Raw genomic sequence first — 21,582 nt, forward strand, 5'->3', positions numbered from 1 at the left:
TTAAAAATAATTTTATATAGATTCCAATTCGTACTGCTGCATTAATTAGTCCAACTTACCTGTATGTGCAAATGGTATCCTTTTTATCAAATATGGCACGTATATCCCCGTGCCATAATAGCATTTTGCCTAAAACAAGAAGTATAGTTGGCCCAATGCCACCGTGTCGATAGGTTCACATTTTATAATTTCACCATCCACACTTACTTCGTAATTTTCTGGATTAACCTTAATATCAGGTGTTGCGTCATTATGTATCATATCTTTTTTGGAGATATTTCTACAATTTTCAACAGGCAACAACGTTTTCTCCAAGCCATACTCCTCTTTGATTCCTTTTTCAATTGAAATTTGAGATACAAAGTTGAAACATGTTGAGGTCAACGCTTTACCATAACCGCCATACATTGTTCGCAAAATAATCGGTTGCGGAGTAGGTATAGATGCATTTGCATCGCCCATTTTTGAAGCGATAATCATTCCTCCTTTAATAATCATTTCTGGTTTAGCACCAAATAAAGCTGGGCGCCAGATGACCATATCCGCTATTTTACCAGGTTCGATTGAACCTACATATTTAGAGATACCGTGTGCTATAGCCGGGTTTATTGTATACTTAGCGATATATCGTCTCGCTCTGAAATTATCATTATTATTTTCGATGTCTTCAGGAAGCGGGCCGGTCTGTTTTTTCATTTTATCAGCCGTTTGCCAAGTTCTCATGATCACCTCTCCTACACGGCCCATAGCCTGCGAGTCTGAGCTCATAATACTAAAAACACCGCGATCTTGTAAAACATCCTCTGCAGCAATCGTTTCCGGACGAATGCGTGAATCGGCAAAAGCCACATCTTCAGGAATATCCTTACTTAAATGATGACATACCATCAACATGTCCAAGTGTTCGTCAATTGTATTTTTAGTGAAAGGACGAGTCGGATTAGTCGATGCCGGCAATACATTTGGATACATAGCCGATTTAATTATATCAGGAGCATGACCACCTCCAGCACCTTCTGTATGGAAAGTGTGGATGACACGACCATTGATCGCATTCATTGTATCTTCCAAGAAACCAGATTCATTCAAGGTATCGGTATGAATAGCAACCTGCACATCATATTTATCGGCAACAGAAAGGGCACGATCGATCGTTGCAGGAGTAGCTCCCCAATCTTCGTGAATTTTCACTCCCAATGCACCAGCTTCGATCTGCTCAATAATCGGTTGTTCCGTACCTACGTTTCCTTTACCGAAAAACCCAAAATTCATAGGTAATGCTTCTACTGCCTGCATCATCTTACGTAGATTCCATTTTCCTGGCGTTACCGTTGTGGCATTACTACCATCCGCAGGACCTGTTCCACCACCTATCATGGTGGTTATACCACTATACAAAGCAGTCTCCGTTTGTGTCGGGCTGATGTAGTGAATATGCGTATCAATACCTCCAGGCGTAACTATGAATCCAGAACCACCATGTACCTCTGTTGAAGCACCGATAATCATATTTGGCGTGATGTTATCCATCGTATCCGGATTACCAGCACGCCCGATACCGACGATTTTACCATCCTTGATTCCAATGTCTCCTTTTACAATACCCCAATGATCAATGATAATTGCATCTGTAATAACCAAATCCAAAGTACCTTCATCACGGGTATGCACAGATGATTGGCACATACCATCACGGATTGTTTTACCTCCGCCGAATTTAGCCTCATCCCCATAGTAAGAATAATCTTTCTCTACTTCTATTATGATTTCGGTATCACCCAAGCGCACTTTATCGCCTCCTGTTGGGCCAAATATTGCTGCATAATTTAATCTACTAACTTTTAAGCTCATGATTTTTTGTTTTTAAAGCCTTTTGCATCCGCTTTTTTCAAAGCGTTCATTTTTGCCACCTCTGTTTCAGTATCGCCATTGACTAAATCATTATGGCCATACACTCTTCTTGCCCCAGCATACGGAACTAATTGTACTACTTTAGTTTCCCCTGGTTCAAAACGAACCGCTGTACTTGCTATAATATTCAATCGTTTTCCAAAGGCTAAACCACGATCAAATTCCATCATTTTATTGACTTCAAAAAAATGATAATGAGAACCCACTTGAATTGGTCGGTCTCCCGTATTGACGACTGTCAATGTTGTTACTTCTCTACCCTCATTGCAGATGATATCGCCATCTTGAATGAAATATTCTCCAGGTATCATAATTAAATATTTTTTAAATTAACGAATAGGATTATGTACGGTCACTAACTTGGTTCCATCAGGAAAAGTAGCTTCGATCTGTACATCATGAATCATCTCAGGAACCCCTGGCATAACATCTTCACGTTTCAATAAAGTGGCGCCATACTGCATCAGTTCAGCAACAGTTTCTACCATCGCGCGCACCTTCCATCAATTCACTACTGATGTATGCAATGGACTCTGGGTAATTTAATTTAACGCCTCTGGCCATACGCTTCTTAGCGAGTTCACCAGCAAAATGAAGCAATAGCTTCTCTGTTTCTCTAGGTAATAAATGCATATAATTACTTTTTTATATTAACTTATATAAGGTATATTTACTTTTTATTGCACAGCAAAGTGCTCATTTGATGTTTGTTAAAAACAAAAAAAAAACTTACGTGCGAGCGCTACAAGCTACATGAAAAGGCCTTAGCACGATTCATGACTTATAGCAGGAGAAAAATTTTAGTTTAGACTAGATGGGTATTTTGATACATCTGAATAATATGTATCGTGGATTACGGATTACTCCCGTTGGTTCAGTTGGAAATTTAAAATTCTGTCTCTCATCTACAGATATGTTCATCGCAGATAACCAAACAGGGATAATGGTATAGTACAACAAAAGACTAACTTCATTGACGTCTTGAAAGTCCTTACATTCCCATACATCCAGCATATCCGAAAAGAGTAACGCATGATGTTCATTAGAACTCAATTCCGGCAAATGTCCAAATGCATAATTTGTCGATAAAAGTCTAATCTGATGCACAGCTTTCACATCTTCATGCAAATGCGTACTTCCTTTGGTCGCAACCAAAGCAAACAGCATGACAAAAAGTGTTAAAACACAACGAAAAATCGACTTCATCTCCATATTAATTTCCAATACAAAAGTACCAACTAAAACAAACCATTAATAGCACAAATCTTGAATTAAATAGTCCATATTATGTCTCAAACTAAGATTTAACTGTTTTTTTTCATTAAAATGCATATCCCAGAGAAACCATTATATTTCGAGGGGCTCCCGGAAATGCTCGGGTGTAATCAAAGCCACCCAAAAAATAGTATTTATCGAATACATTATTCATATTCACGGCCATCTTCAATGCGCCGATATGGTAATAAACTGCTGCATTCATTGTCGTATAAGATGGCCAATAACCCCATAGCGCATTACCTTCACTATCTTGACCTATCGTATTATCCATCCGGCGACTATCCACATAATAAACACCAGTGCCGAAACCTAAACCTTTCAACATATTTTGTGAAAAGACATATTTCAACCAAGCACTAGCCATATTTTTAGGAGCACCCGGTAGTGATTCTCCCAATTCCGAAGCGATTGACGAAGCTTTTACATCCGTATGGTTGTAGGTATAATTTGCCATAATTTGAAATTCCTTGGTCAACTGCCCTCTTAAATCCAACTCAATACCTTCTGATAACACTTTTCCAGACTGTCTATACTCAGAAAAACCCGAATTCAGAATTGCACCAGTTGCAATCAACATATTACTACGTTCAATATGGAATAAGGAAAGATCCACCTGTAGTTGATTTTTTAAAAAACCCGTTTTGAAACCTGTTTCAAGCTGAAAACTACGCTCAGGTTCAAAAGGTTTATCAGCACCATAGTTTTGATATTGGTGAATAAAACTAGCGCCAACAGGAACAAAACCCTGTGAGTAACTAGCGAAATAATTTATCTGTTTATTCAGTTCATAGGTCAATCCCGCTCGCGGCAACCAAGCTTTTTGAGCAGCTTGAGTGCGCTTTTGTCCATCTATCGTCTCCGACACATAATGCTCGTGACGTAAACCCAATATTACTTTTAACTTATCTGCAACCGCCAGCTGATCCTGTATATATATTCCCGTGGTCTTATAAGGACTTAAAAAAGGATATGCTACATTTTCACGCCACACGTAAGACGTTAGGTCATGTGTTGTATACATCGGATTATTTAAATCAAATATCAAAGGTACAACCTGCCCGTTAACAGTCTGTTGTCTTGCCTCGCGCAATTGATTTTCCTTATCTCCCCTATATTCCGCAATATCAACACCAGCTACAATATGATGATCTATGATATCCCCCTCACGGTCCCATTTGAGATAACCGACCACATTGTCCGTATAATCTTTTCCATGACGATCAAAGAACCGCATATTCATAATCGTATTTTTAGGTGCATCTGCAAAAGTATTTAAAGTCCGATGTTCGTTGACATCCTCTTCATATACCGATTTCATATAACTTAGGTGCAGACTCAAATTGTCTGCAAGTTTCTGAGATAACCTTCCGCTTAGGGAAAATGTTTTAGAATTATAAAAATCAGAAGGCTGACTCAAGGTAAACGAACGCGGTAAGGCATAGAAGTCATTTGCTTTGATACCCATTCCACGATCAAGATAACCATCAAACTGACTATAAACTACATCTACATCCACTTGCGTACCTGTCGCTGGTTTAAATGTAAAAGAAGGTGCTATCATGATACGTTTTTGCCGATTGACATCACGAAATGTTTTGGTGTCTTCATATCCAGCATTGAATCGATATAAAATACGTTTTGCACTATCCAAAGGACCACCAAAATCAAGTGTTGTACGCATCGTCTGAAAACTACCTGAGGTAAATCCAATATTTCCTTTAAATGACTCCAAAGGTTTCTTGGTAGTCATGTTGATCGTTTCCACCGGGTACGACATCACCAAACAAAGAAGCCCCCGGCCCTTTCAACACTTCTATGCTTTCCAGATTAAGGGTCAACGGCGTATTGTAATAACTATTACCATAACCATATCCCGAACGCAAACCATTTACTAAACGTACGCCGGTCTCATACCCACTTTTAAAACCACGAATGATAACATCATCATAAGAAGAAGCTTCGGTCACACCAGCCAAATCTTGAAATAGAGCACCTGTCGTAAATGCTTGCTTATCTTCTATAAACTCATGACTTAACACCGCTACAGATTGTGGTAGATCCTTAAGTTTTCCAGAAAACTTGCCTCCTAATTCCAAATTATTAGTCAAGTACGAATTATTACGTCTTCCAGTTATCAACACTTCCTCCAACATACGGTCATTTGGAGTCAATCTGATTTTCAGCCCAGTTTGCGTATTCCAATTCGTCGTCGTCAGATTTATCTTTTCACTTCCGTAACCAATAGCCGTAACATGCAAGTCCATCGGAAGCAAAACAGCCTGAGGGAAAACAAACTTGCCATCCACATCTGAAGTTGTCGCTTGCAACGAATTGCCCAATGATAGGGTTACTCCAGATAAGGGGCGTCCTGATTCATTAAAAATCATACCATAAACTGCTGTGCTATTTTGTGCATGAACAGCCATTGAAAAACAAACACTTATTGCCACTATAAAAACCAACGACTTAAACTTATACTTCATTGTAATATTTTCTATGTTTTTGAAACTATCATACGCTTATAGCCTTCAGACATACACGACTATTAGTTTCGTTCTTGAGCTCACGAGCTCGGTATATTATTATATTAATCTGCGAATACAATATGACCTTAAGGCATCAAAAACAGTTCTTTAGACAAGATGTTATCTTGTAATTGATTGATTACCGGAAGTTCACTCACCATCAACTCCATATGCATCGTTGGAAAACCCGATTCGTCACAATAATCCAGTAAGCGGAATCCCTGCTTTAACCAGAACTCATAAGCACCGGTTAAGAATGGGTGGGTATGTAGATAAAGCCGCTCTATCTGCTTTTGCTTGGCAATCTGCATGAGTTGCTCAAACAATAAGCTCCCCAATCCCGTTCTTCGGTAGTCAGGATCAACAAACAGACGTGCTACTTCCACTGTCTGCTGCACGTCTATATTCAAATGAGGAAATCGGTAATCATATTCCATCATACCAATTACTCCAACCAAAGCGCCTTCTTCATTTCTAGCCTGTAAAAAAGTACCTGTATGATTTTGTAAGAAAACAGCCTCAAAATCTTGTAAATCTTGAGGTATCTTATTTGGGTCCAACATCGGAAACAATAGCCGCCTAAAGGCTAACACATAGGGCAACACTTCTGCTACATCCAACTCGCTAACGTTATAAATTGAAATATTTTCCATTAATGATTTTCATTAAGCTTTGGAACAAACATCCATTTGCCCTGATTTTCCAAACTCAACAAGGACAATTCATAAGTTTCTTCCAACAGATTCTTCACTTCTTCCTGTTCCATTCCATTGATATCGAACAAGCTATTATCACGCATCAAATAGAATTGATCTCCAAACATAAAAGCCAGATTAGGGTCATGCATCACGCATAAAACTGTTGTTCCTTCATTGACCAATTCTTTAGCCGTCCGCAATACTGCCATTTGATAATTGAGATCCAGGTGATTTGTCGGCTCATCGAGCATCAATATATCCGGTTCTTGTACCAAGACCCGACATAATAGAATCAACTGTCTTTCACCACCAGACAATTCGGTATAAGGTTTGTTTTTCAAATGCTCCAGACTAAACTTCTTCAATATGGCATCAACCGCTTCATAATCCTCAATACTCGGTGAAAAACGTGAAAAAGAAGCGCGACCAGTCAATACGACATCCGACACTTTAAAAGGAAATGTCGTTTGATGAAACTGATTTAAAAAACCCAAACGCAATTGAACTCTGTTGCCAACTTTAATTTTTTTCCGATCCACATTACCGATCAAAACCTGACCCTCATAACGTTTCTCCAAGCCAGCAATCACATTGAATAGGGTTGATTTTCCACTACCGTTACGTCCCAAAATGATGGACAACTTTCCTTTCGGAAAACGCACATTCACATCACGCAGTACAGGTTCATCACCATAGGAAAAAGATAATTGTTGTATAGCAATCGAAGTATTCATCTAATCAGTTAATTATGAGCATTCCAGCTCCGTTTGTTTTAAATTTTATCAAGGTCTTTTTGGCAACCTTTCGATCTAATTGAGCATTCTGCAATTAAATCATGAATTCCAATTCATCGCGTTGCGACGCATCAAGTAAATAAATAAAGGCGCTCCGATAATCATAGTAAATACCCCAATTGGAATTTCAAATGGCATGACCGCTCGTGAAAAATCATCAATTAAGAGTAGAAAGGTTCCTCCGATGCTGATGTTAGCCCATACTGAAATATTGTTATTAGGACCAAAGATCATACGACTGATATGTGGTACAATTAATCCAAATAGACTGATTACCCCTACAGCTGCCACCGAAGCTGCTGTAATCATGGTAGCAACAGCAATTAGCACCAGTTTAATAATTTTTGGATTGACTCCAACAGCAAGTGCTTCCTGATCACCCAGAGACAATAGATTCAATTTCCAACGGTACAACACAATCACAAATAGGCCTATTGCAATAGGCCCTATGGCAGTATATACCTTAGACCAAGAAGCCGTATGTAAATTACCCATGGTCCACTGTATAATAGCCTGCAATTTATAAGGATCACTCATATATTGCAGCAAAGTCAATAAGGCCGTAAATACCCCCGATATCACCATACCGGCCAACACCATCCCTACAATAGAAGTTCTAACCCCCGAATACGAGACCAAATAGGTCAGCCCCACTGCACACACACCAAAAATAAAAGCAGAAAGATTAACCGACATGATTGGAAACAACATAGCTAAGGCTGCACCAAAAGCAGACCCTGAAGAAATCCCGAGTGTAAAGGGATCGACAATAGGATTTCTAAAGATAGATTGAAGCACCCCACCTGAAGATGCCAAAGCAGCACCAACCAGAAATGTCAACAACACCCGAGGCAGTCTTACTTGCCATAAAATAGTATTCAAACTACCATCTTGAAGGGTCGGATCCTGTAAAAACCCCAGCTGTATCGCCATTCTTTGAAACAATTCGATTACGCTTATATTTTGGGTAGAGCCGATAGTAAGCGATAGCACAAAAAGAAGAACAGGCACAATGACCAACAGGACAATGATTTTCAACCTTCCCATAATTATAGCAATCCTTCTTTACCGTACATGATTTCAAAAGCCTCTTCTGTCTCTTGATTTAACTGCTCCTCAGTATAAACTGGAAAACACCAATGTCTCACCTGTTTTGCAAACAATAGAAATTTAACGGTATGCGGATCAAATGGAAATGAAGGCGACATCACATATACCTGTTTATTTTTCACAGCAGGAAGATCAGCCAATTCTTTCAAGTCATATACATCAGACAATTTGGAGTTCCACAATATAATGAGATCCGGATTCCATTTGTACATCGTTTCCGCACTGATGTTTGGCGCTTCCATAGACAAAGGGCATGCATTTTCAGCTCCTGATAAACGAATGGCCATATCAATCAGACTTCCTTTGCCAGAAGTAGACATCACACGACCTTTAGACCAAGCGTAGTAAACAGACTTAGCATCGTCTATCTCAGGCACGCGCATGCGTTCTACTTCAGCTTCCACGTAGGTCACGATTTCCTGTGCACGTTCTTTTTTTCCTACTAATATCCCCATTCCGAGCAATTCTGCCAAAATACGCTCATCATCCGCAGAGGAGCAGCTGTAAACCGGAATACCCAAATCTTCCAACTGCTGTATATTATCTTGATCTGTATTGAAAGTAATTACCAAATCAGGTTGCAATGCTACTATGCTCTCTACATTATTAGACTGACCACCATAAGTGGGCGTCGCTATGGTCTTTTCAGCTATCCTTTTATCAAGTTTTGACAAAAAAGCATAAGTATCTTCCATTTGATATACCTGTTGAGGAATCCCCACGATACAATCACCGGCCTGCAACATGTACAATTCGTCCAACAGCGAAGGAAATAGCACCACCACCCTTTTAGCTTCCTGCGGGAGACTAATGACCTTTCCACGACTATCAATAGCGCTGAAAGATTGTAAAAGCTCCTTGTTACTAGCATGGTTACAAGCTTGCAAAACACCTATAAAAAACAAAGCTGCTACCCAAAATAATTTATGATTTACTTTCATTCCTTAAATTTTTAATAAGCTGACGCACAAGATTTTCCGACAGCAGTATTTCCTCCTCCAGTTGGACCTGTGATTGGAATTTTGCGAACAACTGTTCATACAATCGTCCATCATATGGCACCCGATAGGTATCTTTATTGATACCAAAAAATAAAGGCAAATGCCTATTACCGATATAATAACAGAAGTCTGCAGCCTGTACTAAATCAATCGGTTCAAAGCAGATGGTCAAAGTTGGCTTGATTGTGATCGTAGCCATCAATTGGCCAGCATGGAATAACCCATCCCCCGAACGCCACTCTTTACCACGCTCCAATTGCAGAAGTATGGTTTGTCCAGCAGTCGTCACTCTGGTCAATTTTCTTTTATGCACTTCAAACCATTCCAGTTGAAGTTGTGCCATCACTACATCAGTAAAATCCTCCCTTGGCACCACTGCATCAATTTCTACAGGCTGTACTTCCATATCACTTATTTAACCTCAGCTTGAAGTCTCGCTTCTTTTTTTTGTTTCACTTTATCTTTTAACCAGTTGCACCACTCATCGATACCTTCGCCATTAGTCGTACTTATTGTCATAATTTCGATATTTGGATTTACCTCACGTGCATCTTTGGTTACTGCCTCTACAGTAAACGGTACATAAGGAAGCAAGTCAGATTTTGATACCAACATCAATTCACTCGTCAAAAACATACGTGGATATTTTTTAGGCTTATCGTCCCCTTCTGTCGTTGCCAATAAAGTCACACGGTAATCTTCACCGAGATCAAAAGCTGAAGGGCAGAGCAGATTACCTACATTTTCAATAAACAACAGATCGGTACCGGTTAAATCAATGTGATCTAAGGCTTGCAAAATCATCTGTGCTTCGATGTGACATACACCACCGGTCACGATTTGCAAGGCATTGATACCCACTTCACGCATTCTGATTGCATCACGTTTCTGTTTCGGGGTCGCCCACTAAAACCGAAATATGAATATCACCCGCAAGTCGCTTACCTGTTTCTTGCATTAAAGTTGTCTTCCCAGACCCTGGTGAGGAGCAAACGTTGATAATGCAAACATCCTTCAGTCGCTCGCGGATTGCATTGGCCACATAATCATTGGCTTTTAATAAATGTAAGGTTGTATTATCGCACTGTACCGAACCCACGCGGTTTCCAGCACTTTTTGGATTAGATGTGTTAGTAGACATATTATTGTTTTTGTTTAAAAATTACTTTTGAAATATACAATTCGTTCCCTTGAACGATTGTTGACGAAGGCTGCCCACAAGGGCATACAAACCGATGGTATAAAACCGGAAAATCTTTATCACAAGCCTCACAATGAGCTATTATCTCATTGACGAGAACCTCCAGCTCCATTTCCGCATAGGAATTGTTATCGGCTATGAACGCATCAAAAGCGTTCTGGATCAAAACAGGTTGTACATTTGAAAGTAGCCCTGCAGTGACTTGAATCTTTTGGACATCTTCCACTTTAGACCCATAATGGCCCTCCAATGTATCGAAGATATCCTTGACAATACTAAGCTCATGCATAATAATATATAATCTAAGAAATATGAAAAAGTTTTGTGACAGTAGCAATCAATCGAACATCGACCCTACTTTACGTATAGAATATGTTTGGCCGGCAGGCTAAAAAGGAATCTTTATCTGTTCAAAAAGCAGAAATTTGTCCGTTTCGACAGGCAGATAATGGAGAAATCTGTAATCGTCCTCAAAAAGGTTTTCATTGGAATAGAGCAAATTCATGGCCAAATCATATACCACGAGCACTTTATCCAAGTTAAGATCTTTGTCTAGGTCAAAGTCTAAATCCCAAAAATATGTTTGTTGAAAAGGAGTGCTTTTATTGACCGATAAATGCGAAGTGCAATAGTCCACGTCTTGACCTCCAAGATCAAATATTCTTTGGAAAGTGGATGAACAAGCAGTATCTTGAACACTAACATGAGTTGTTGACCCTAACGATTGAAAGGGAAACAACCAAACTGAAAGCACAAAAATAACTAACCTGAACATCATTTATAACAAATTATTAACTTGCTGTTTTTAACCTAACAAAGTTAATACGAATAGTAGCAATTAGACTAGCACAAATCAGGAATTTCGTTTCACTAAATAGGATAAACTGCTCGTATAAATGATAATCGTACTTAATTATTGCTCCAACATACCATTATAATAATCCAATTTCTGTAGGAGTTCATCATATTTGGTTAATGAAATTTGAACGTCAAACTCCTGTACACCAAATAATTTAACATAGCCCATATCATTACTCTTCTTATAATTCATAAAAGATAACCAATTAATGAGCTGCCGCCCCTCATCAACTTCAAGTAACAGATGTGGAAACAGACCCTTTATCACAGGTAAATCACGTTCTTCCAAAACATGGGTATTTCCATTCATCAACCTCACCTTTAGTACTTTTTGGCAAATATAGATTCGTTGCACCTGCGCGATTGATACCTCTCTCCATCCGTAGTCATCGATTACTCTGATTTTCTTGACCAACTCCGCCACTATATCCTCAAAATGCTGTTGCCGAGTGCAAAGTGCTTGATAACGACTTTCCATTCGTTCGATTGTTTGTTGATAATCAAGCATCTGGAATGCCAACTGATCTGAAAAATCTAAAACCAAACGATCACGCTGCAATTGAGCTTCCATTCTTTGTATTCGTAATGTTTCTTCATTATTGGCAATAAGGTCCTTTTTCATCTCCTCATACGCCCATTTATGCTCCGCAATAGCATATTGATGAGCCGTTTCTTGAACATGATTGTTTCTTTTATATTCTCGTTTAGCTACTTCATCGGCACGCACCTTGAAATAAACCAAGAGCGCAGACATAGTCAACAAGACCAAAAGGAGATCCCGTTCGATAAAATTATACTTGCTCACATCGTGTATAAATTGGTAACGGAACAAACTATAAAAATAAACTTTAAAACCAAAAGCTGCAATAAACAGGGTCATGCCCTTAAATATCCAGCGAACCAGTTTCTTCTTTTTTAAATAAGGATCATGATCATAATAATAGAGTAGAAAGGATAAGATGTAGACTAGGGTAACAAAAAAGATAAAACTGTAGGTATAATTGATCAAATAAACATCTTTTCCAATAGCATCAATGATATTTACATTTGTAAATAAAAATACAACGATTAGCGTGATAATCCCGGCGAGCAAAATATTTGCCACTATATTGGAATACCAAGACTTCAAATAGAGATCTATGCTTTTCATAATTAGTTAATATTATAGAACTAATATAAAAAAATATCATCATAAAATAATAAAAAAATAAATATTTAACTTCACATCTATATTAAAACAATGATAATAATCGAAAAAAAATAAACCTATTATCATACTCAAAATATTCTTTATCGGTAAAAAGAATAACTCTCATTAACTTGCAATCAGATAATAACCTTTTCACTTCCAATCATTCGTCTTTAATTTGCAATACTCATGCAAAAAAAATTGGTCAGACCAAAAGAGAGAACTCCTTCAGTCTAACCATATCCCAACGTTTAATTTAGATTAACCTGTAAGTTAAAAAGAGGATAACGCTAATATGCCATTCATTACAATTCTTCATCATGCTGCGTACGATCAAGACCAAGTTCTTCTTCGTTTTCAAAGACACGCAATGGAGTAATCATATCTGTCACCTTAATCAACAGTAAGGATCCGAAAAATGCAAAAACCGAAACGGCTATCAGTGCGACAATATGTGCTACAAATAAACCTGTCTCACCAAAATACAAGCCATTTGTAGTCACTGCACTATTCACGTTGCTATTGGCAAACACCCCCGTCAGAAACCATCCCCACCATACCGCCTACGCCATGACAAGGAAATACATCCAAAGTATCATCGATACGGGTCTTACTCCGTAAAAAAACAACAAGATTACTGACCAAGGCAGCCACTAAACCGATGACAAGCGAATGTGGGATACTGACAAACCCAGCTGCAGGTGTAATGGCTACCAAACCAACAACCGCACCAATACAAGCACCCATAGCTGAAGGCTTTTTCCCCCTAATGATATCGACAAAAATCCAAGCGATAGCAGCAACAGCTGAAGCTGTGGTCGTCGTGGCAAAGGCGTATGCAGCCAAACTATTTGCACCCCCAGCAGATCCAGCATTGAAACCAAACCAACCAAACCAAAGCAGTGCCGTACCCAAAATCACATAACTAATACGAGCAGGTGAGTGTGTCGGCGTTATACGTCCTTTCAAATAGATGGCAGATGCTAAGGCTGCCCATCCAGCGGACATATGAACGACAGTCCCCCCTGCAAAGTCCAAGACCCCGTACTTTGCTAAAATCCCTTCCGAATGCCAAGTAGCATGAGCTAAAGGCATATAGATGAACACACTGAATAACAAGATGAATACCATAAAGGAGTTGAAGCGCACCCTTTCCGCAAAAGCCCCTGTGATCAGTGCAGGTGTGATAATGGCAAATTTCAATTGAAACATAGCGAAAAGTACTAGTGGAATTGTTGGCAAAGCTGGCCAGGTCGCATTGCCCAACATCCCTTTCATCATATAAAAAGTTCTTGGATCTCCAATGATACCACCTATATCATCTCCAAAGGCCAAACTAAATCCAAAAATAACCCAAAGTACCGAAATTAGGCACATACAGATAAAACTTTGCATCATGGTAGAAATGACATTCTTTTTGCTGACCATCCCACCATAAAAGAAAGCCAAACCTGGGGTCATAATCAATACCAAAGCAGATGATGCCAGTAGCCAAGCCGTATCTCCAGTGTCCATCTGTACTCCCCCAGTATCAACAACATCTAAAGATGGGGTCAATAAGCCAATAAAAGCCAAAAAGACCAAAACAAAAAGCGGGACGAATTTTTTCATAAGATTCTACATTTTTTATTTAACATTTCAATATTAAAATCCATTATTTCATATAAAAACAATAAACATTAACCATAATAACTAATTATATGCCAAATATAATGGCAAATATTTGAAAAATCAATAAAAAATAAAATAAAATTATATATTTACATAATAATTTCACCAAAACAAACAAAAAACACAAAAATTACTAGTGTTAAATGCTAAAAACAAGTATAAATAAGATAAAACTCTAATATTTAATGGAAAAACAGTAAAAAACTAGAAGTTTTTAGTGTTTTTAAATGAAAAAATGACATAAACACATTTAAAAACAAGTAAAAATGAGAAAATTAACCCTAACCCAACTGCTTTTAGCACTTATGACTACAGCATCCTACGCACAATCTCAAGAAAGTAACCTCTTAGGCTTGGAAATTTCAGGATCAGTGGACACCTATTGGAAATATGATTTCCAGAAACAATCAAATATTCAGACCTCATTTACAGAAGAAAATAATTCGGTATCAATTGGAATGATCGACCTTGCATTGAAAAAAAAATCCGGAAGAGCATCTTTTGTTGGTGAATTATCATTTGGACCAAGGGGACAATACCGCTCCATCTTAAATGCTAGTGACCAAAATAGTTTTCACATTCAAAACTTATTCATTTCTTATGCCTTAACGGAGAGACTGACCATGACAGCTGGATTCATGAGCACGTTTATTGGTTATGAAGTCATTTGTCCTTCTTACAATTTTCATTATTCTACTTCTTATCTATTTGGAGCCGGACCTTTTCAAGATGGTGGTATCAAAGCACAGTATGTCTTCTCTGATCAGGTAAGTCTCATGGTCGGACTCTTTAATGACTGGAATGTATACCAAGATCTCAATGGAGTTTCCCATTTCGGATCACAATTATCCATAACGCCAAATGAAAAATCCAATTTCAATCTAAATTTCTTAACAGGTTCATCACAAGGTGGAGCTAGCAATTACAGTTCGGGCACATTGATTGATTTCGTCGGTAATTATGCTTTCACACCTTTATTCTCATTGGGTGCCAATGCTACCGACTACGACCAGAAAGGAGGAGGTGGGTACTCCGGAATTGCCCTTTACCCAATGGTCAATATTAATAAAAATATAGGTATAGGCTTGCGTGGTGAATATTTCAAACTAAAAGATGCCCCTATCTTAGAAGCAGTAGGTAATGAAATTTTCTCTACAACATTGACGGCCAACTTCAAACACAATGGCTTTCATTTTATCCCCGAAATCAGATTAGACAATAGTAGCGAGCAAATATTTGTCAAACAGAATCTTACGCCCACCAAGAATGCAGGACAGTTTTCGTTGGCATTAGTTTACGATTTTTAATCAAACACACCTGAATCCATTACTTTTTATGACATGTTCCCTCTTCAGCCTTGTCACATACAATAAGTACAATGATATTTTATAATCAGAAAAATAAAAAAGTATTTAGCATTTTCACGTATTTATTCTATTTTTAACTGGGTCATAAGAATAGTCGGAAACAACGAATAATAACAATGAAAACCAATGCAGCTCGGATTTTAGATCATCTACAGATTACTTATACAATAAAGGAATATGAAATCAATGATAGGCATCAAAGTGCAACAGATGTTGCTGAAATTTTAAAAATACGACCAGAAAGCATATACAAAACACTTGTGCTAACTGGACAAAAAGATCAGTACCTCGTTGCAATTATACCAGGGAATGCGCAAGTTAATCTGAAAAAATTAGCCTTTATTTCTGGCAATAAAAAATGTGAAATGCTAGCTATGAAGGACCTACAACAGGTGACTGGCTATATCCGAGGTGGCTGCTCCCCTATCGGCATGAAGAAAGCATTCCCAACCTATATCGAAGAAATTGCTACTTTAGAAGACAAGATCATCATCAGTGCAGGAAAAAAAGGTTATCAGATCATGCTTCAACCTGATGACCTGAGCAAAGCCACAAAGGGTATATTTGCAGATATATCCGACAGCCTATAGCATGAAAACAAAGCACACATAAAAAAGCCACTTCCTAGGAAGTGGCTCATAAAGTCTTATCGGTTATTTAATATGTTATCATTTGCAAACGCGCTATACGATATCGCTTTGACGATAATGCGTATGCGTTTTATTACGCCCCACCAAACTACCACCTATAGCACTGGCGGCACCAACTAAAAGTGCAAAGAATCCAAAAATAGCAGCTTTACCAAGGGCATCACTAACCTCTTCGCCTACTTTTTTAGATTTTTCAGCAGCTTCAGCAGACAATTCTTTTATTTTCTGTTTTGCTTCTTCAGCTGTATTGATCCAGTTATCAACAATCTGTTCTGATTCTACTTTTGATTTACCCGTACGCTCTGCTACAACATTTACTAAAGCATCTTTATCAACATCCGACATGACGCTATCTTTTAGATTATACAATTTACTGAGTAACGATTTAGAAACATCATCGGCATTATCGGGATTCTCCCCAATTTGACGACCTGCTTTTTTTGCTTCCCCAACAGCATTTTCTGCTTTTTTCTCTAAATTACCAGGCTGTAGTTCCTTCTTCCCCGTTTGCTTCAACAAAGTAGTAGCCTCATCTTTCAGTTTTTTCAAATCGCTATGTCCCAAGCCCAAGTTATCACCAACCATAGCAGATACATCTGGCAGATTATCTTTAAGCGCACCACCAGCAGAAGACAGTCCCTTTCCTAAGACATTGCCTATACCACCGACCAGACTTCCCAGTGAAGTTGTAAATAAGTACAAACTAAACAATGCAAATACACTCCACGTAAGCACCCCATGTAATATACGATCCACCTTACATGTTGTAGAAGACAGCCATCCACTCACCCATCCTCCGGCAAAAAGAGAGATTAAAGTTGTTAAGATCCACCAGACCATTAATCCTGTCCCCATCCCACTGAATGGGGTACTATCTGAAGTAGGCGTAAAACTGACAAAACCAATACCTACCCCCAATAAGGTCAATAATAATTGCACGATTATCGTCACTATTACTCCCGCGATTACCGCTCCCCAAGAGATTCGTTTAAAATAACGCGGAAAATTTTTATTGTCATTCGTGTAACTCGTTTCCATAAGAATAAATTTAAATTTTTTAAAATAATTCACTAAACTTCACCTAGACTTTTAAACTACAGTTAACTTATCAACAGTCCATTAACCCTTTTGTTTTAGAAAAACTGATTAAATAGAACAAAAAAATAGGTGAATCAAATAAATCACCTATTCAAAATTAATTTATAATCATCAGTAGAATTAAATTATAGTAGTAGTTTTTACAAACTTAAATACTCGAATTATATACGAAATCATAATGTCCCATCAAAATTTAATCTATTGGATAAAAATAAATTGCATCTGATTTTTTTCAGATCGATTGAAACACAACAAATGAAAGAAACATCAAGAACAGCGATCATAAAATCAATTATTAATTCCTATTTTCGCAGGATAATCAATCGTGAGTTGATCAATTTAATGAACAGTTTTATAAGTTCAACCCGATTAAATTACCGGATATATAAAAGCAGGCTCTGCTCATGATTGATGCATCGCCATGAATAAAAACTCAATACGAATGAAACATCATGAGCTTAAATCAGTATACCAACATCAAAAATAAACGCTCGTGATCGTTTTATTACTATTGGACTTAGCGGAACAATTTAATTGATTGTAAAACAGATAATAAATCAATAAACCGAGTGAAACGAGCACCTAATTAAAGCTAACACTCATTATTAAAACAATTTATACGAATGAAAAAAATTACTGAAAATCTTCTTTTTAAAGTAATAATTGCCATCATTTCCGGCATTGTGCTGGGGCTTTATCTGCCTGAATCATTGGGACGCATATTGACCACCTACAACTTCCTTTTTGATCAGTTTTTAAAATTTTTGATACCCTTGATTATCGTGGGATTGATTATTCCATCTATTGCACAACTGGGCAAAACCGCCGGGAAATTATTATTGACAACAGTACTGATAGCTTATGGATCCACTTTATTTGCTGGACTTTTTTCATACACGGTCAGCATGAGTATCTTTCCAACGCTACTCCAAAATCAAATCAATACAGATTTGGTTACTGCTACCACTAAAACCCTGACTCCTTATTTCACGATTGAATTTCCACCACTTTTTGATGTCATGTCAGCACTGGTGCTCGCTTTCTGTATTGGTATCGGTCTCTCAAAATTGGAAAACTCAGCCTTAGAAAAGGTATTTATAGATTTTGAAAAAGTGATTAGCTTTTTAATCGAAAAAATGATCATTCCTTTGCTACCCTTTTTCATTCTCGGCATTTTCTATGATATGACGTACACAGGCAAAGTGTTCACTATACTACATGTATTCATCAAGATTATCGGCATTATCTTTATCATCCATATCCTATTATTGGTCATTCAATTTATTATTGCAGGAGTTATATCCAAACAAAATCCGTTCAAACTATTGATAGGCATGTTACCCGCATATTTCACAGCATTGGGTACGCAATCTTCGGCAGCCACTATTCCCGTTACGCTCAATCAGGCAAAGAAATTAGGCGTGGATGAGGATATTGCCAACTTCAGTATCCCCTTATGTGCCACCATCCATCTAGCAGGCAGTACACTCAAGATCGTCGCTTGCGTATTGGCACTTATGATGATGCAGGGTATCGCAATAGACTTTTTCCAGATGATGGGTTTCATCTGTATGCTTGGGGTTACCATGATTGCAGCGCCAGGTGTACCCGGGGGAGCTATAATGGCAGCCATTGGTATCATAGGCAGTATGCTCGGTTTCAATGCCGAAAATCAAGCGCTTATGATTGCATTATATATCGCGATGGACAGTTTTGGCACTGCTTGTAATGTAACAGGAGACGGCGCTATTGCCATCGTATTAAATGCTATTTTCAAGAAAAGAAAACAAGAGGAACCAGTAGAAGTTACTGCATAAAAGTAAATAGAACGACTCATAAAACATCAAGGGGTCGAAAAGGGACACAATATACCACTACTCGTTCGAAATATAGAGATACAAGAAGGGCTGATTAACAATTTAATCAGCCCTTCTTGTATTTGCAACTTATTGTCATCCAAGACATATTAAAAATGTTTATTTCTTAATCCTTACCAATAGACTTTCACATGCCTTATTGCTCAGCACCTCATGCCTTCCATTCGCGTAACTGATTGTAATGCTGTTATCAAAAGCCTCGATAGCATCTATCGTAATTACAGCCCCCAAAGCCAACATCCGACTTGTTAAAAACTTAAGCAACTCTTCCGAAGAATGACTAACAGCCTTAAAGACGACCACGTCGCCAAGTTTACAGTCACTCAATTTACTGTATTTCTCCGCCACCATCTTGCCCTCTGTGTCCGGTATAGGAGAGCCATGTGGATCCACTGTCGGATACCCCAATAACTTGTCCATCTTGTCGAAAAACTTAGGCGATTGTATATGTTCAATCTGTTCTGCGATATCATGTACTTCTTCCCATCCAAAACCCATCATATTGACGAGGTACATTTCAGTTAAACGATGTTTCCGTATGATCAAAGCAGCCTCCTTTTTCCCTTTTTCCGTCAGTTTCAAAGGTTTATAACTTTCATAAACGACAAAACCTTTTTCAGAAAGGCGCTTCATCATGCTATTTACAGTAGGCATCCTGATTTCCAATTGCTTGCTCAGTTCATTCATACTTGCCTCACCTTTCACGCTGGTCAATGCAAACAGGGCTTTTAGATAATTCTCTTCTGTCTGTGAAATCATCCTACAAAACTATGAATTATTAGCACAGTCTAACAATAATGTTAGAAAAAATTTGTTAGTCCAATCTAACTTATTACTTTTGCACACATAAGTTTACAATTAGCCTCATAAAAGACCTGTGTGGGAGTTTATCAATTCGGCTAATAAAACTGTGCATCTTAAGAGATTAACCTAATAACATTTATATGATTGATTCTATTATCACCTACCTAGAAAGCATTGACCCCATATTGGCCGCATTGTATGCGACTTTATTCACCTGGGCTGTAACCGCTTTGGGAGCCTCCTTTGTATTTCTATTCAAGAAGATGAATAAAAACATCATGGATGGCATGTTGGGTTTTACAGGTGGTGTCATGGTCGCAGCAAGTGTCTGGAGTCTACTTATCCCAGCAATAAACATGAGTGAAGGTACCGGCTTTGTGCAGGTCGTGCCTGCAGTGGTGGGTTTTTTGATCGGCGCAGCATTCCTTTTTAGCATCGATAAGGTATTACCGCATCTGCACATCAATTTCAAAAAAGTCGAAGGTGTCAAGACTCCTTGGCAAAAGACAACTTTGATGATTTTAGCCATTACTCTCCACAATATTCCCGAAGGACTTGCCGTAGGAGTACTTTTTGGAAGTGTTGCTGCAGGGGTTCCGGAAGCCACAATTGCGGGCGCTGTAATTTTAGCGATAGGTATAGGTTTGCAAAATTTCCCTGAGGGTATCGCAGTAGCCATGCCTTTAAGAAGAATGGGCATGAGCAGACGCAAAAGTTTTTTCTATGGCCAAGCATCCGCTATTGTGGAACCAATTGCAGGTGTATTAGGAGCCATGGCAGTTGTTACATTTACACCGATACTACCCTATGCACTAGCATTTGCTGCTGGAGCGATGATATTCGTGGTTGTCGAAGAAGTGATTCCCGAAGCACAGCAGAACAAGAATTCAGACATTGCCACCATTGGCTTCATTGGTGGATTTATCTTAATGATGACGCTAGATGTAGCACTAGGTTAAGCAACAATAATCAACGATATCGAAATAACTCATTGTCATTTCGATATCGAATATCACCCCAAGCATAAAATCTAGCGTACAGCTTTCACTTCAAGTATAAAAGTCTTGTCCTTTATTTCGACAACCTGTTGTCGATCCATATTTTACTATGTGTCTTCAGTACATCAGCAGGCTCTATCGTATTTAAGATAAAACCATCATCATCGAACAAATACATCGCGACATCTTCATCATCAGCAATTGTCACGACACTAAATATTGCATCTTGATCGGTATAGTTGATATCCGACCTTAAGATGCGGACATTATTTTCCTTCATCCATATACGTGCTTCCTCATTGCTATATTGCTTAATCGATTGACGGTCGATATCAAACCGCTCCGACTCCTTTATAACCTGTTCCGGAAAAAAATCATCCAAATATCTCACATAGGTGGCTTTGTCCTTATTTCTAAGGGCATAATTTCTTACGATAAGCCGCTGCGGATTATTATCAAAATCGAATGCTTTAGGGTTCTCCAAGAATCCATAATGAGCATTATAGAGATTGATTCGCGTATCTTTATTAATGATTTCATTTTCCATACCAA

The 21,582-nt window shown here is 38.3% G+C and carries 21 protein-coding genes and 3 pseudogenes; 4 read left to right on the forward strand and 20 right to left on the reverse strand.

Annotated features, from left to right (window positions below):
• Positions 1-129: 129 nt before the first annotated feature.
• The 17 genes and pseudogenes from ureC to ACFX5U_RS17090 all read right to left on the reverse strand — a co-directional run bounded on the left by ureC (position 130) and on the right by ACFX5U_RS17090 (position 14,176).
• On the reverse strand, positions 130-1,851 hold the full coding sequence (ureC, locus tag ACFX5U_RS17010) for an urease subunit alpha (RefSeq protein WP_400261544.1): 1,722 nt from the start codon (positions 1,849-1,851) through the stop codon (positions 130-132).
• Positions 1,852-1,916: 65 nt separating this feature from the next.
• Positions 1,917-2,222 (reverse strand): annotated as a pseudogene (locus ACFX5U_RS17015) (urease subunit beta); the annotation flags it as partial.
• Positions 2,223-2,240: 18 nt separating this feature from the next.
• Positions 2,241-2,544, reverse strand: a pseudogene (ureA, locus tag ACFX5U_RS17020) (urease subunit gamma).
• A 177-nt stretch (positions 2,545-2,721) separates the two neighbouring features.
• The gene (locus ACFX5U_RS17025; RefSeq protein ID WP_400261545.1) at positions 2,722-3,117 is read right to left on the reverse strand and encodes a hypothetical protein; all 396 of its coding nucleotides are present in this window, start codon (positions 3,115-3,117) and stop codon (positions 2,722-2,724) included.
• A 115-nt stretch (positions 3,118-3,232) separates the two neighbouring features.
• Positions 3,233-4,939 (reverse strand): TonB-dependent siderophore receptor, encoded by a 1,707-nt coding sequence (locus ACFX5U_RS17030; RefSeq protein WP_400261546.1) that lies wholly within the window; start codon positions 4,937-4,939, stop codon positions 3,233-3,235.
• Positions 4,908-5,672 carry a TonB-dependent receptor plug domain-containing protein gene (locus ACFX5U_RS17035; RefSeq protein ID WP_400261547.1) on the reverse strand — a complete coding sequence of 255 codons (765 nt, stop codon included), beginning with the start codon at positions 5,670-5,672 and terminating at the stop codon, positions 4,908-4,910. The genes ACFX5U_RS17030 and ACFX5U_RS17035 overlap by 32 nt, the downstream gene beginning before the upstream one ends.
• A 128-nt stretch (positions 5,673-5,800) precedes the next feature.
• Positions 5,801-6,367: a GNAT family N-acetyltransferase gene (locus ACFX5U_RS17040; RefSeq protein WP_400261548.1), complete on the reverse strand. Its 567-nt coding sequence runs from the start codon at positions 6,365-6,367 to the stop codon at positions 5,801-5,803.
• Positions 6,367-7,146: an ABC transporter ATP-binding protein gene (locus tag ACFX5U_RS17045; protein WP_038700432.1), complete on the reverse strand. Its 780-nt coding sequence runs from the start codon at positions 7,144-7,146 to the stop codon at positions 6,367-6,369. The genes ACFX5U_RS17040 and ACFX5U_RS17045 overlap by 1 nt, the downstream gene beginning before the upstream one ends.
• A 99-nt stretch (positions 7,147-7,245) precedes the next feature.
• The gene (locus ACFX5U_RS17050) at positions 7,246-8,253 is read right to left on the reverse strand and encodes a FecCD family ABC transporter permease (RefSeq protein ID WP_400261549.1); all 1,008 of its coding nucleotides are present in this window, start codon (positions 8,251-8,253) and stop codon (positions 7,246-7,248) included.
• Between the two features lie 2 nt (positions 8,254-8,255).
• Positions 8,256-9,257 (reverse strand): ABC transporter substrate-binding protein, encoded by a 1,002-nt coding sequence (locus ACFX5U_RS17055; RefSeq protein WP_280565760.1) that lies wholly within the window; start codon positions 9,255-9,257, stop codon positions 8,256-8,258.
• Positions 9,241-9,723, reverse strand: a complete 483-nt coding sequence (locus ACFX5U_RS17060; RefSeq protein WP_400261550.1) for a hypothetical protein — start codon at positions 9,721-9,723, stop codon at positions 9,241-9,243. Before ACFX5U_RS17060 ends, ACFX5U_RS17055 begins: the two co-directional genes overlap by 17 nt.
• 5 nt (positions 9,724-9,728) lie before the next feature.
• On the reverse strand, positions 9,729-10,187 hold the full coding sequence (gene hypB / locus ACFX5U_RS17065) for a hydrogenase nickel incorporation protein HypB (protein ID WP_400261551.1): 459 nt from the start codon (positions 10,185-10,187) through the stop codon (positions 9,729-9,731).
• A 10-nt stretch (positions 10,188-10,197) separates the two neighbouring features.
• The gene (locus ACFX5U_RS17070; RefSeq protein WP_400261552.1) at positions 10,198-10,458 is read right to left on the reverse strand and encodes a hypothetical protein; all 261 of its coding nucleotides are present in this window, start codon (positions 10,456-10,458) and stop codon (positions 10,198-10,200) included.
• Between the two features lies 1 nt (position 10,459).
• Complete coding sequence (locus ACFX5U_RS17075) at positions 10,460-10,807, reverse strand: hydrogenase maturation nickel metallochaperone HypA (RefSeq protein WP_280565756.1); 348 nt, start codon at positions 10,805-10,807, stop codon at positions 10,460-10,462.
• A gap of 99 nt (positions 10,808-10,906) precedes the next feature.
• The gene (locus ACFX5U_RS17080) at positions 10,907-11,296 is read right to left on the reverse strand and encodes a hypothetical protein (protein WP_400261553.1); all 390 of its coding nucleotides are present in this window, start codon (positions 11,294-11,296) and stop codon (positions 10,907-10,909) included.
• A 135-nt stretch (positions 11,297-11,431) separates the two neighbouring features.
• A complete protein-coding gene (locus ACFX5U_RS17085) occupies positions 11,432-12,526 on the reverse strand; it encodes a hypothetical protein (protein WP_400261554.1) in 1,095 nt (364 codons plus the stop codon).
• A 344-nt stretch (positions 12,527-12,870) separates the two neighbouring features.
• Positions 12,871-14,176, reverse strand: a pseudogene (locus ACFX5U_RS17090) (ammonium transporter).
• 326 nt (positions 14,177-14,502) lie between these two features.
• On the opposite strand from ACFX5U_RS17090, the gene ACFX5U_RS17095 reads away from it, so the two are divergent.
• Together ACFX5U_RS17095 and ybaK are read left to right on the forward strand one after the other, a co-directional pair.
• Positions 14,503-15,543 carry an outer membrane beta-barrel protein gene (locus ACFX5U_RS17095; RefSeq protein ID WP_280565748.1) on the forward strand — a complete coding sequence of 347 codons (1,041 nt, stop codon included), beginning with the start codon at positions 14,503-14,505 and terminating at the stop codon, positions 15,541-15,543.
• A 176-nt stretch (positions 15,544-15,719) separates the two neighbouring features.
• Positions 15,720-16,193, forward strand: a complete 474-nt coding sequence (ybaK, locus tag ACFX5U_RS17100; RefSeq protein WP_400261555.1) for a Cys-tRNA(Pro) deacylase — start codon at positions 15,720-15,722, stop codon at positions 16,191-16,193.
• Positions 16,194-16,286: 93 nt separating this feature from the next.
• Here ybaK and ACFX5U_RS17105 read toward each other — a convergent pair whose 3' ends face one another.
• Complete coding sequence (locus tag ACFX5U_RS17105) at positions 16,287-17,291, reverse strand: hypothetical protein (RefSeq protein WP_280565744.1); 1,005 nt, start codon at positions 17,289-17,291, stop codon at positions 16,287-16,289.
• A 683-nt stretch (positions 17,292-17,974) separates the two neighbouring features.
• Between ACFX5U_RS17105 and ACFX5U_RS17110 the strand changes: the two genes are divergently transcribed.
• Positions 17,975-19,168, forward strand: coding sequence for a dicarboxylate/amino acid:cation symporter (locus ACFX5U_RS17110; protein WP_038700453.1), 1,194 nt, complete (start codon positions 17,975-17,977; stop codon positions 19,166-19,168).
• Positions 19,169-19,327: 159 nt separating this feature from the next.
• On the opposite strand, the gene ACFX5U_RS17115 is transcribed toward ACFX5U_RS17110, so the two are convergent.
• Positions 19,328-19,987 carry a metal-dependent transcriptional regulator gene (locus ACFX5U_RS17115; RefSeq protein ID WP_038700454.1) on the reverse strand — a complete coding sequence of 220 codons (660 nt, stop codon included), beginning with the start codon at positions 19,985-19,987 and terminating at the stop codon, positions 19,328-19,330.
• Positions 19,988-20,172: 185 nt separating this feature from the next.
• Between ACFX5U_RS17115 and ACFX5U_RS17120 the strand changes: the two genes are divergently transcribed.
• The gene (locus tag ACFX5U_RS17120) at positions 20,173-20,991 is read left to right on the forward strand and encodes a ZIP family metal transporter (RefSeq protein WP_038700456.1); all 819 of its coding nucleotides are present in this window, start codon (positions 20,173-20,175) and stop codon (positions 20,989-20,991) included.
• 112 nt (positions 20,992-21,103) lie between these two features.
• On the opposite strand, the gene ACFX5U_RS17125 is transcribed toward ACFX5U_RS17120, so the two are convergent.
• On the reverse strand, positions 21,104-21,577 hold the full coding sequence (locus ACFX5U_RS17125; protein ID WP_038700458.1) for a hypothetical protein: 474 nt from the start codon (positions 21,575-21,577) through the stop codon (positions 21,104-21,106).
• Positions 21,578-21,582 lie beyond the last annotated feature (5 nt).

It is taken from the genome of Sphingobacterium sp. SG20118 (assembly GCF_044740685.1).
GTDB lineage: Bacteria > Bacteroidota > Bacteroidia > Sphingobacteriales > Sphingobacteriaceae > Sphingobacterium.

Coding starts and splice junctions, on each gene's coding strand:
- ACFX5U_RS17035 (WP_400261547.1), bottom strand. CDS start 5,672: ATGAAGTATAAGTTTAAGTCGTTGGTTTTTATAGTGGCAATAAGTGTT.
- ACFX5U_RS17055 (WP_280565760.1), bottom strand. CDS start 9,257: ATGAAAGTAAATCATAAATTATTTTGGGTAGCAGCTTTGTTTTTTATA.
- ureC (WP_400261544.1), bottom strand. CDS start 1,851: ATGAGCTTAAAAGTTAGTAGATTAAATTATGCAGCAATATTTGGCCCA.
- ACFX5U_RS17115 (WP_038700454.1), bottom strand. CDS start 19,987: ATGATTTCACAGACAGAAGAGAATTATCTAAAAGCCCTGTTTGCATTG.
- ACFX5U_RS17075 (WP_280565756.1), bottom strand. CDS start 10,807: ATGCATGAGCTTAGTATTGTCAAGGATATCTTCGATACATTGGAGGGC.
- ACFX5U_RS17105 (WP_280565744.1), bottom strand. CDS start 17,291: ATGGAAACGAGTTACACGAATGACAATAAAAATTTTCCGCGTTATTTT.
- ACFX5U_RS17030 (WP_400261546.1), bottom strand. CDS start 4,939: ATGACTACCAAGAAACCTTTGGAGTCATTTAAAGGAAATATTGGATTT.
- ACFX5U_RS17025 (WP_400261545.1), bottom strand. CDS start 3,117: ATGAAGTCGATTTTTCGTTGTGTTTTAACACTTTTTGTCATGCTGTTT.
- ACFX5U_RS17060 (WP_400261550.1), bottom strand. CDS start 9,723: ATGGAAGTACAGCCTGTAGAAATTGATGCAGTGGTGCCAAGGGAGGAT.
- ACFX5U_RS17120 (WP_038700456.1), top strand. CDS start 20,173: ATGATTGATTCTATTATCACCTACCTAGAAAGCATTGACCCCATATTG.
- ACFX5U_RS17045 (WP_038700432.1), bottom strand. CDS start 7,146: ATGAATACTTCGATTGCTATACAACAATTATCTTTTTCCTATGGTGAT.
- hypB (WP_400261551.1), bottom strand. CDS start 10,187: ATGCGTGAAGTGGGTATCAATGCCTTGCAAATCGTGACCGGTGGTGTA.
- ACFX5U_RS17110 (WP_038700453.1), top strand. CDS start 17,975: ATGAAAAAAATTACTGAAAATCTTCTTTTTAAAGTAATAATTGCCATC.
- ACFX5U_RS17125 (WP_038700458.1), bottom strand. CDS start 21,577: ATGGAAAATGAAATCATTAATAAAGATACGCGAATCAATCTCTATAAT.
- ACFX5U_RS17040 (WP_400261548.1), bottom strand. CDS start 6,367: ATGGAAAATATTTCAATTTATAACGTTAGCGAGTTGGATGTAGCAGAA.
- ybaK (WP_400261555.1), top strand. CDS start 15,720: ATGAAAACCAATGCAGCTCGGATTTTAGATCATCTACAGATTACTTAT.
- ACFX5U_RS17085 (WP_400261554.1), bottom strand. CDS start 12,526: ATGAAAAGCATAGATCTCTATTTGAAGTCTTGGTATTCCAATATAGTG.
- ACFX5U_RS17095 (WP_280565748.1), top strand. CDS start 14,503: ATGAGAAAATTAACCCTAACCCAACTGCTTTTAGCACTTATGACTACA.
- ACFX5U_RS17070 (WP_400261552.1), bottom strand. CDS start 10,458: ATGTCTACTAACACATCTAATCCAAAAAGTGCTGGAAACCGCGTGGGT.
- ACFX5U_RS17050 (WP_400261549.1), bottom strand. CDS start 8,253: ATGGGAAGGTTGAAAATCATTGTCCTGTTGGTCATTGTGCCTGTTCTT.
- ACFX5U_RS17080 (WP_400261553.1), bottom strand. CDS start 11,296: ATGATGTTCAGGTTAGTTATTTTTGTGCTTTCAGTTTGGTTGTTTCCC.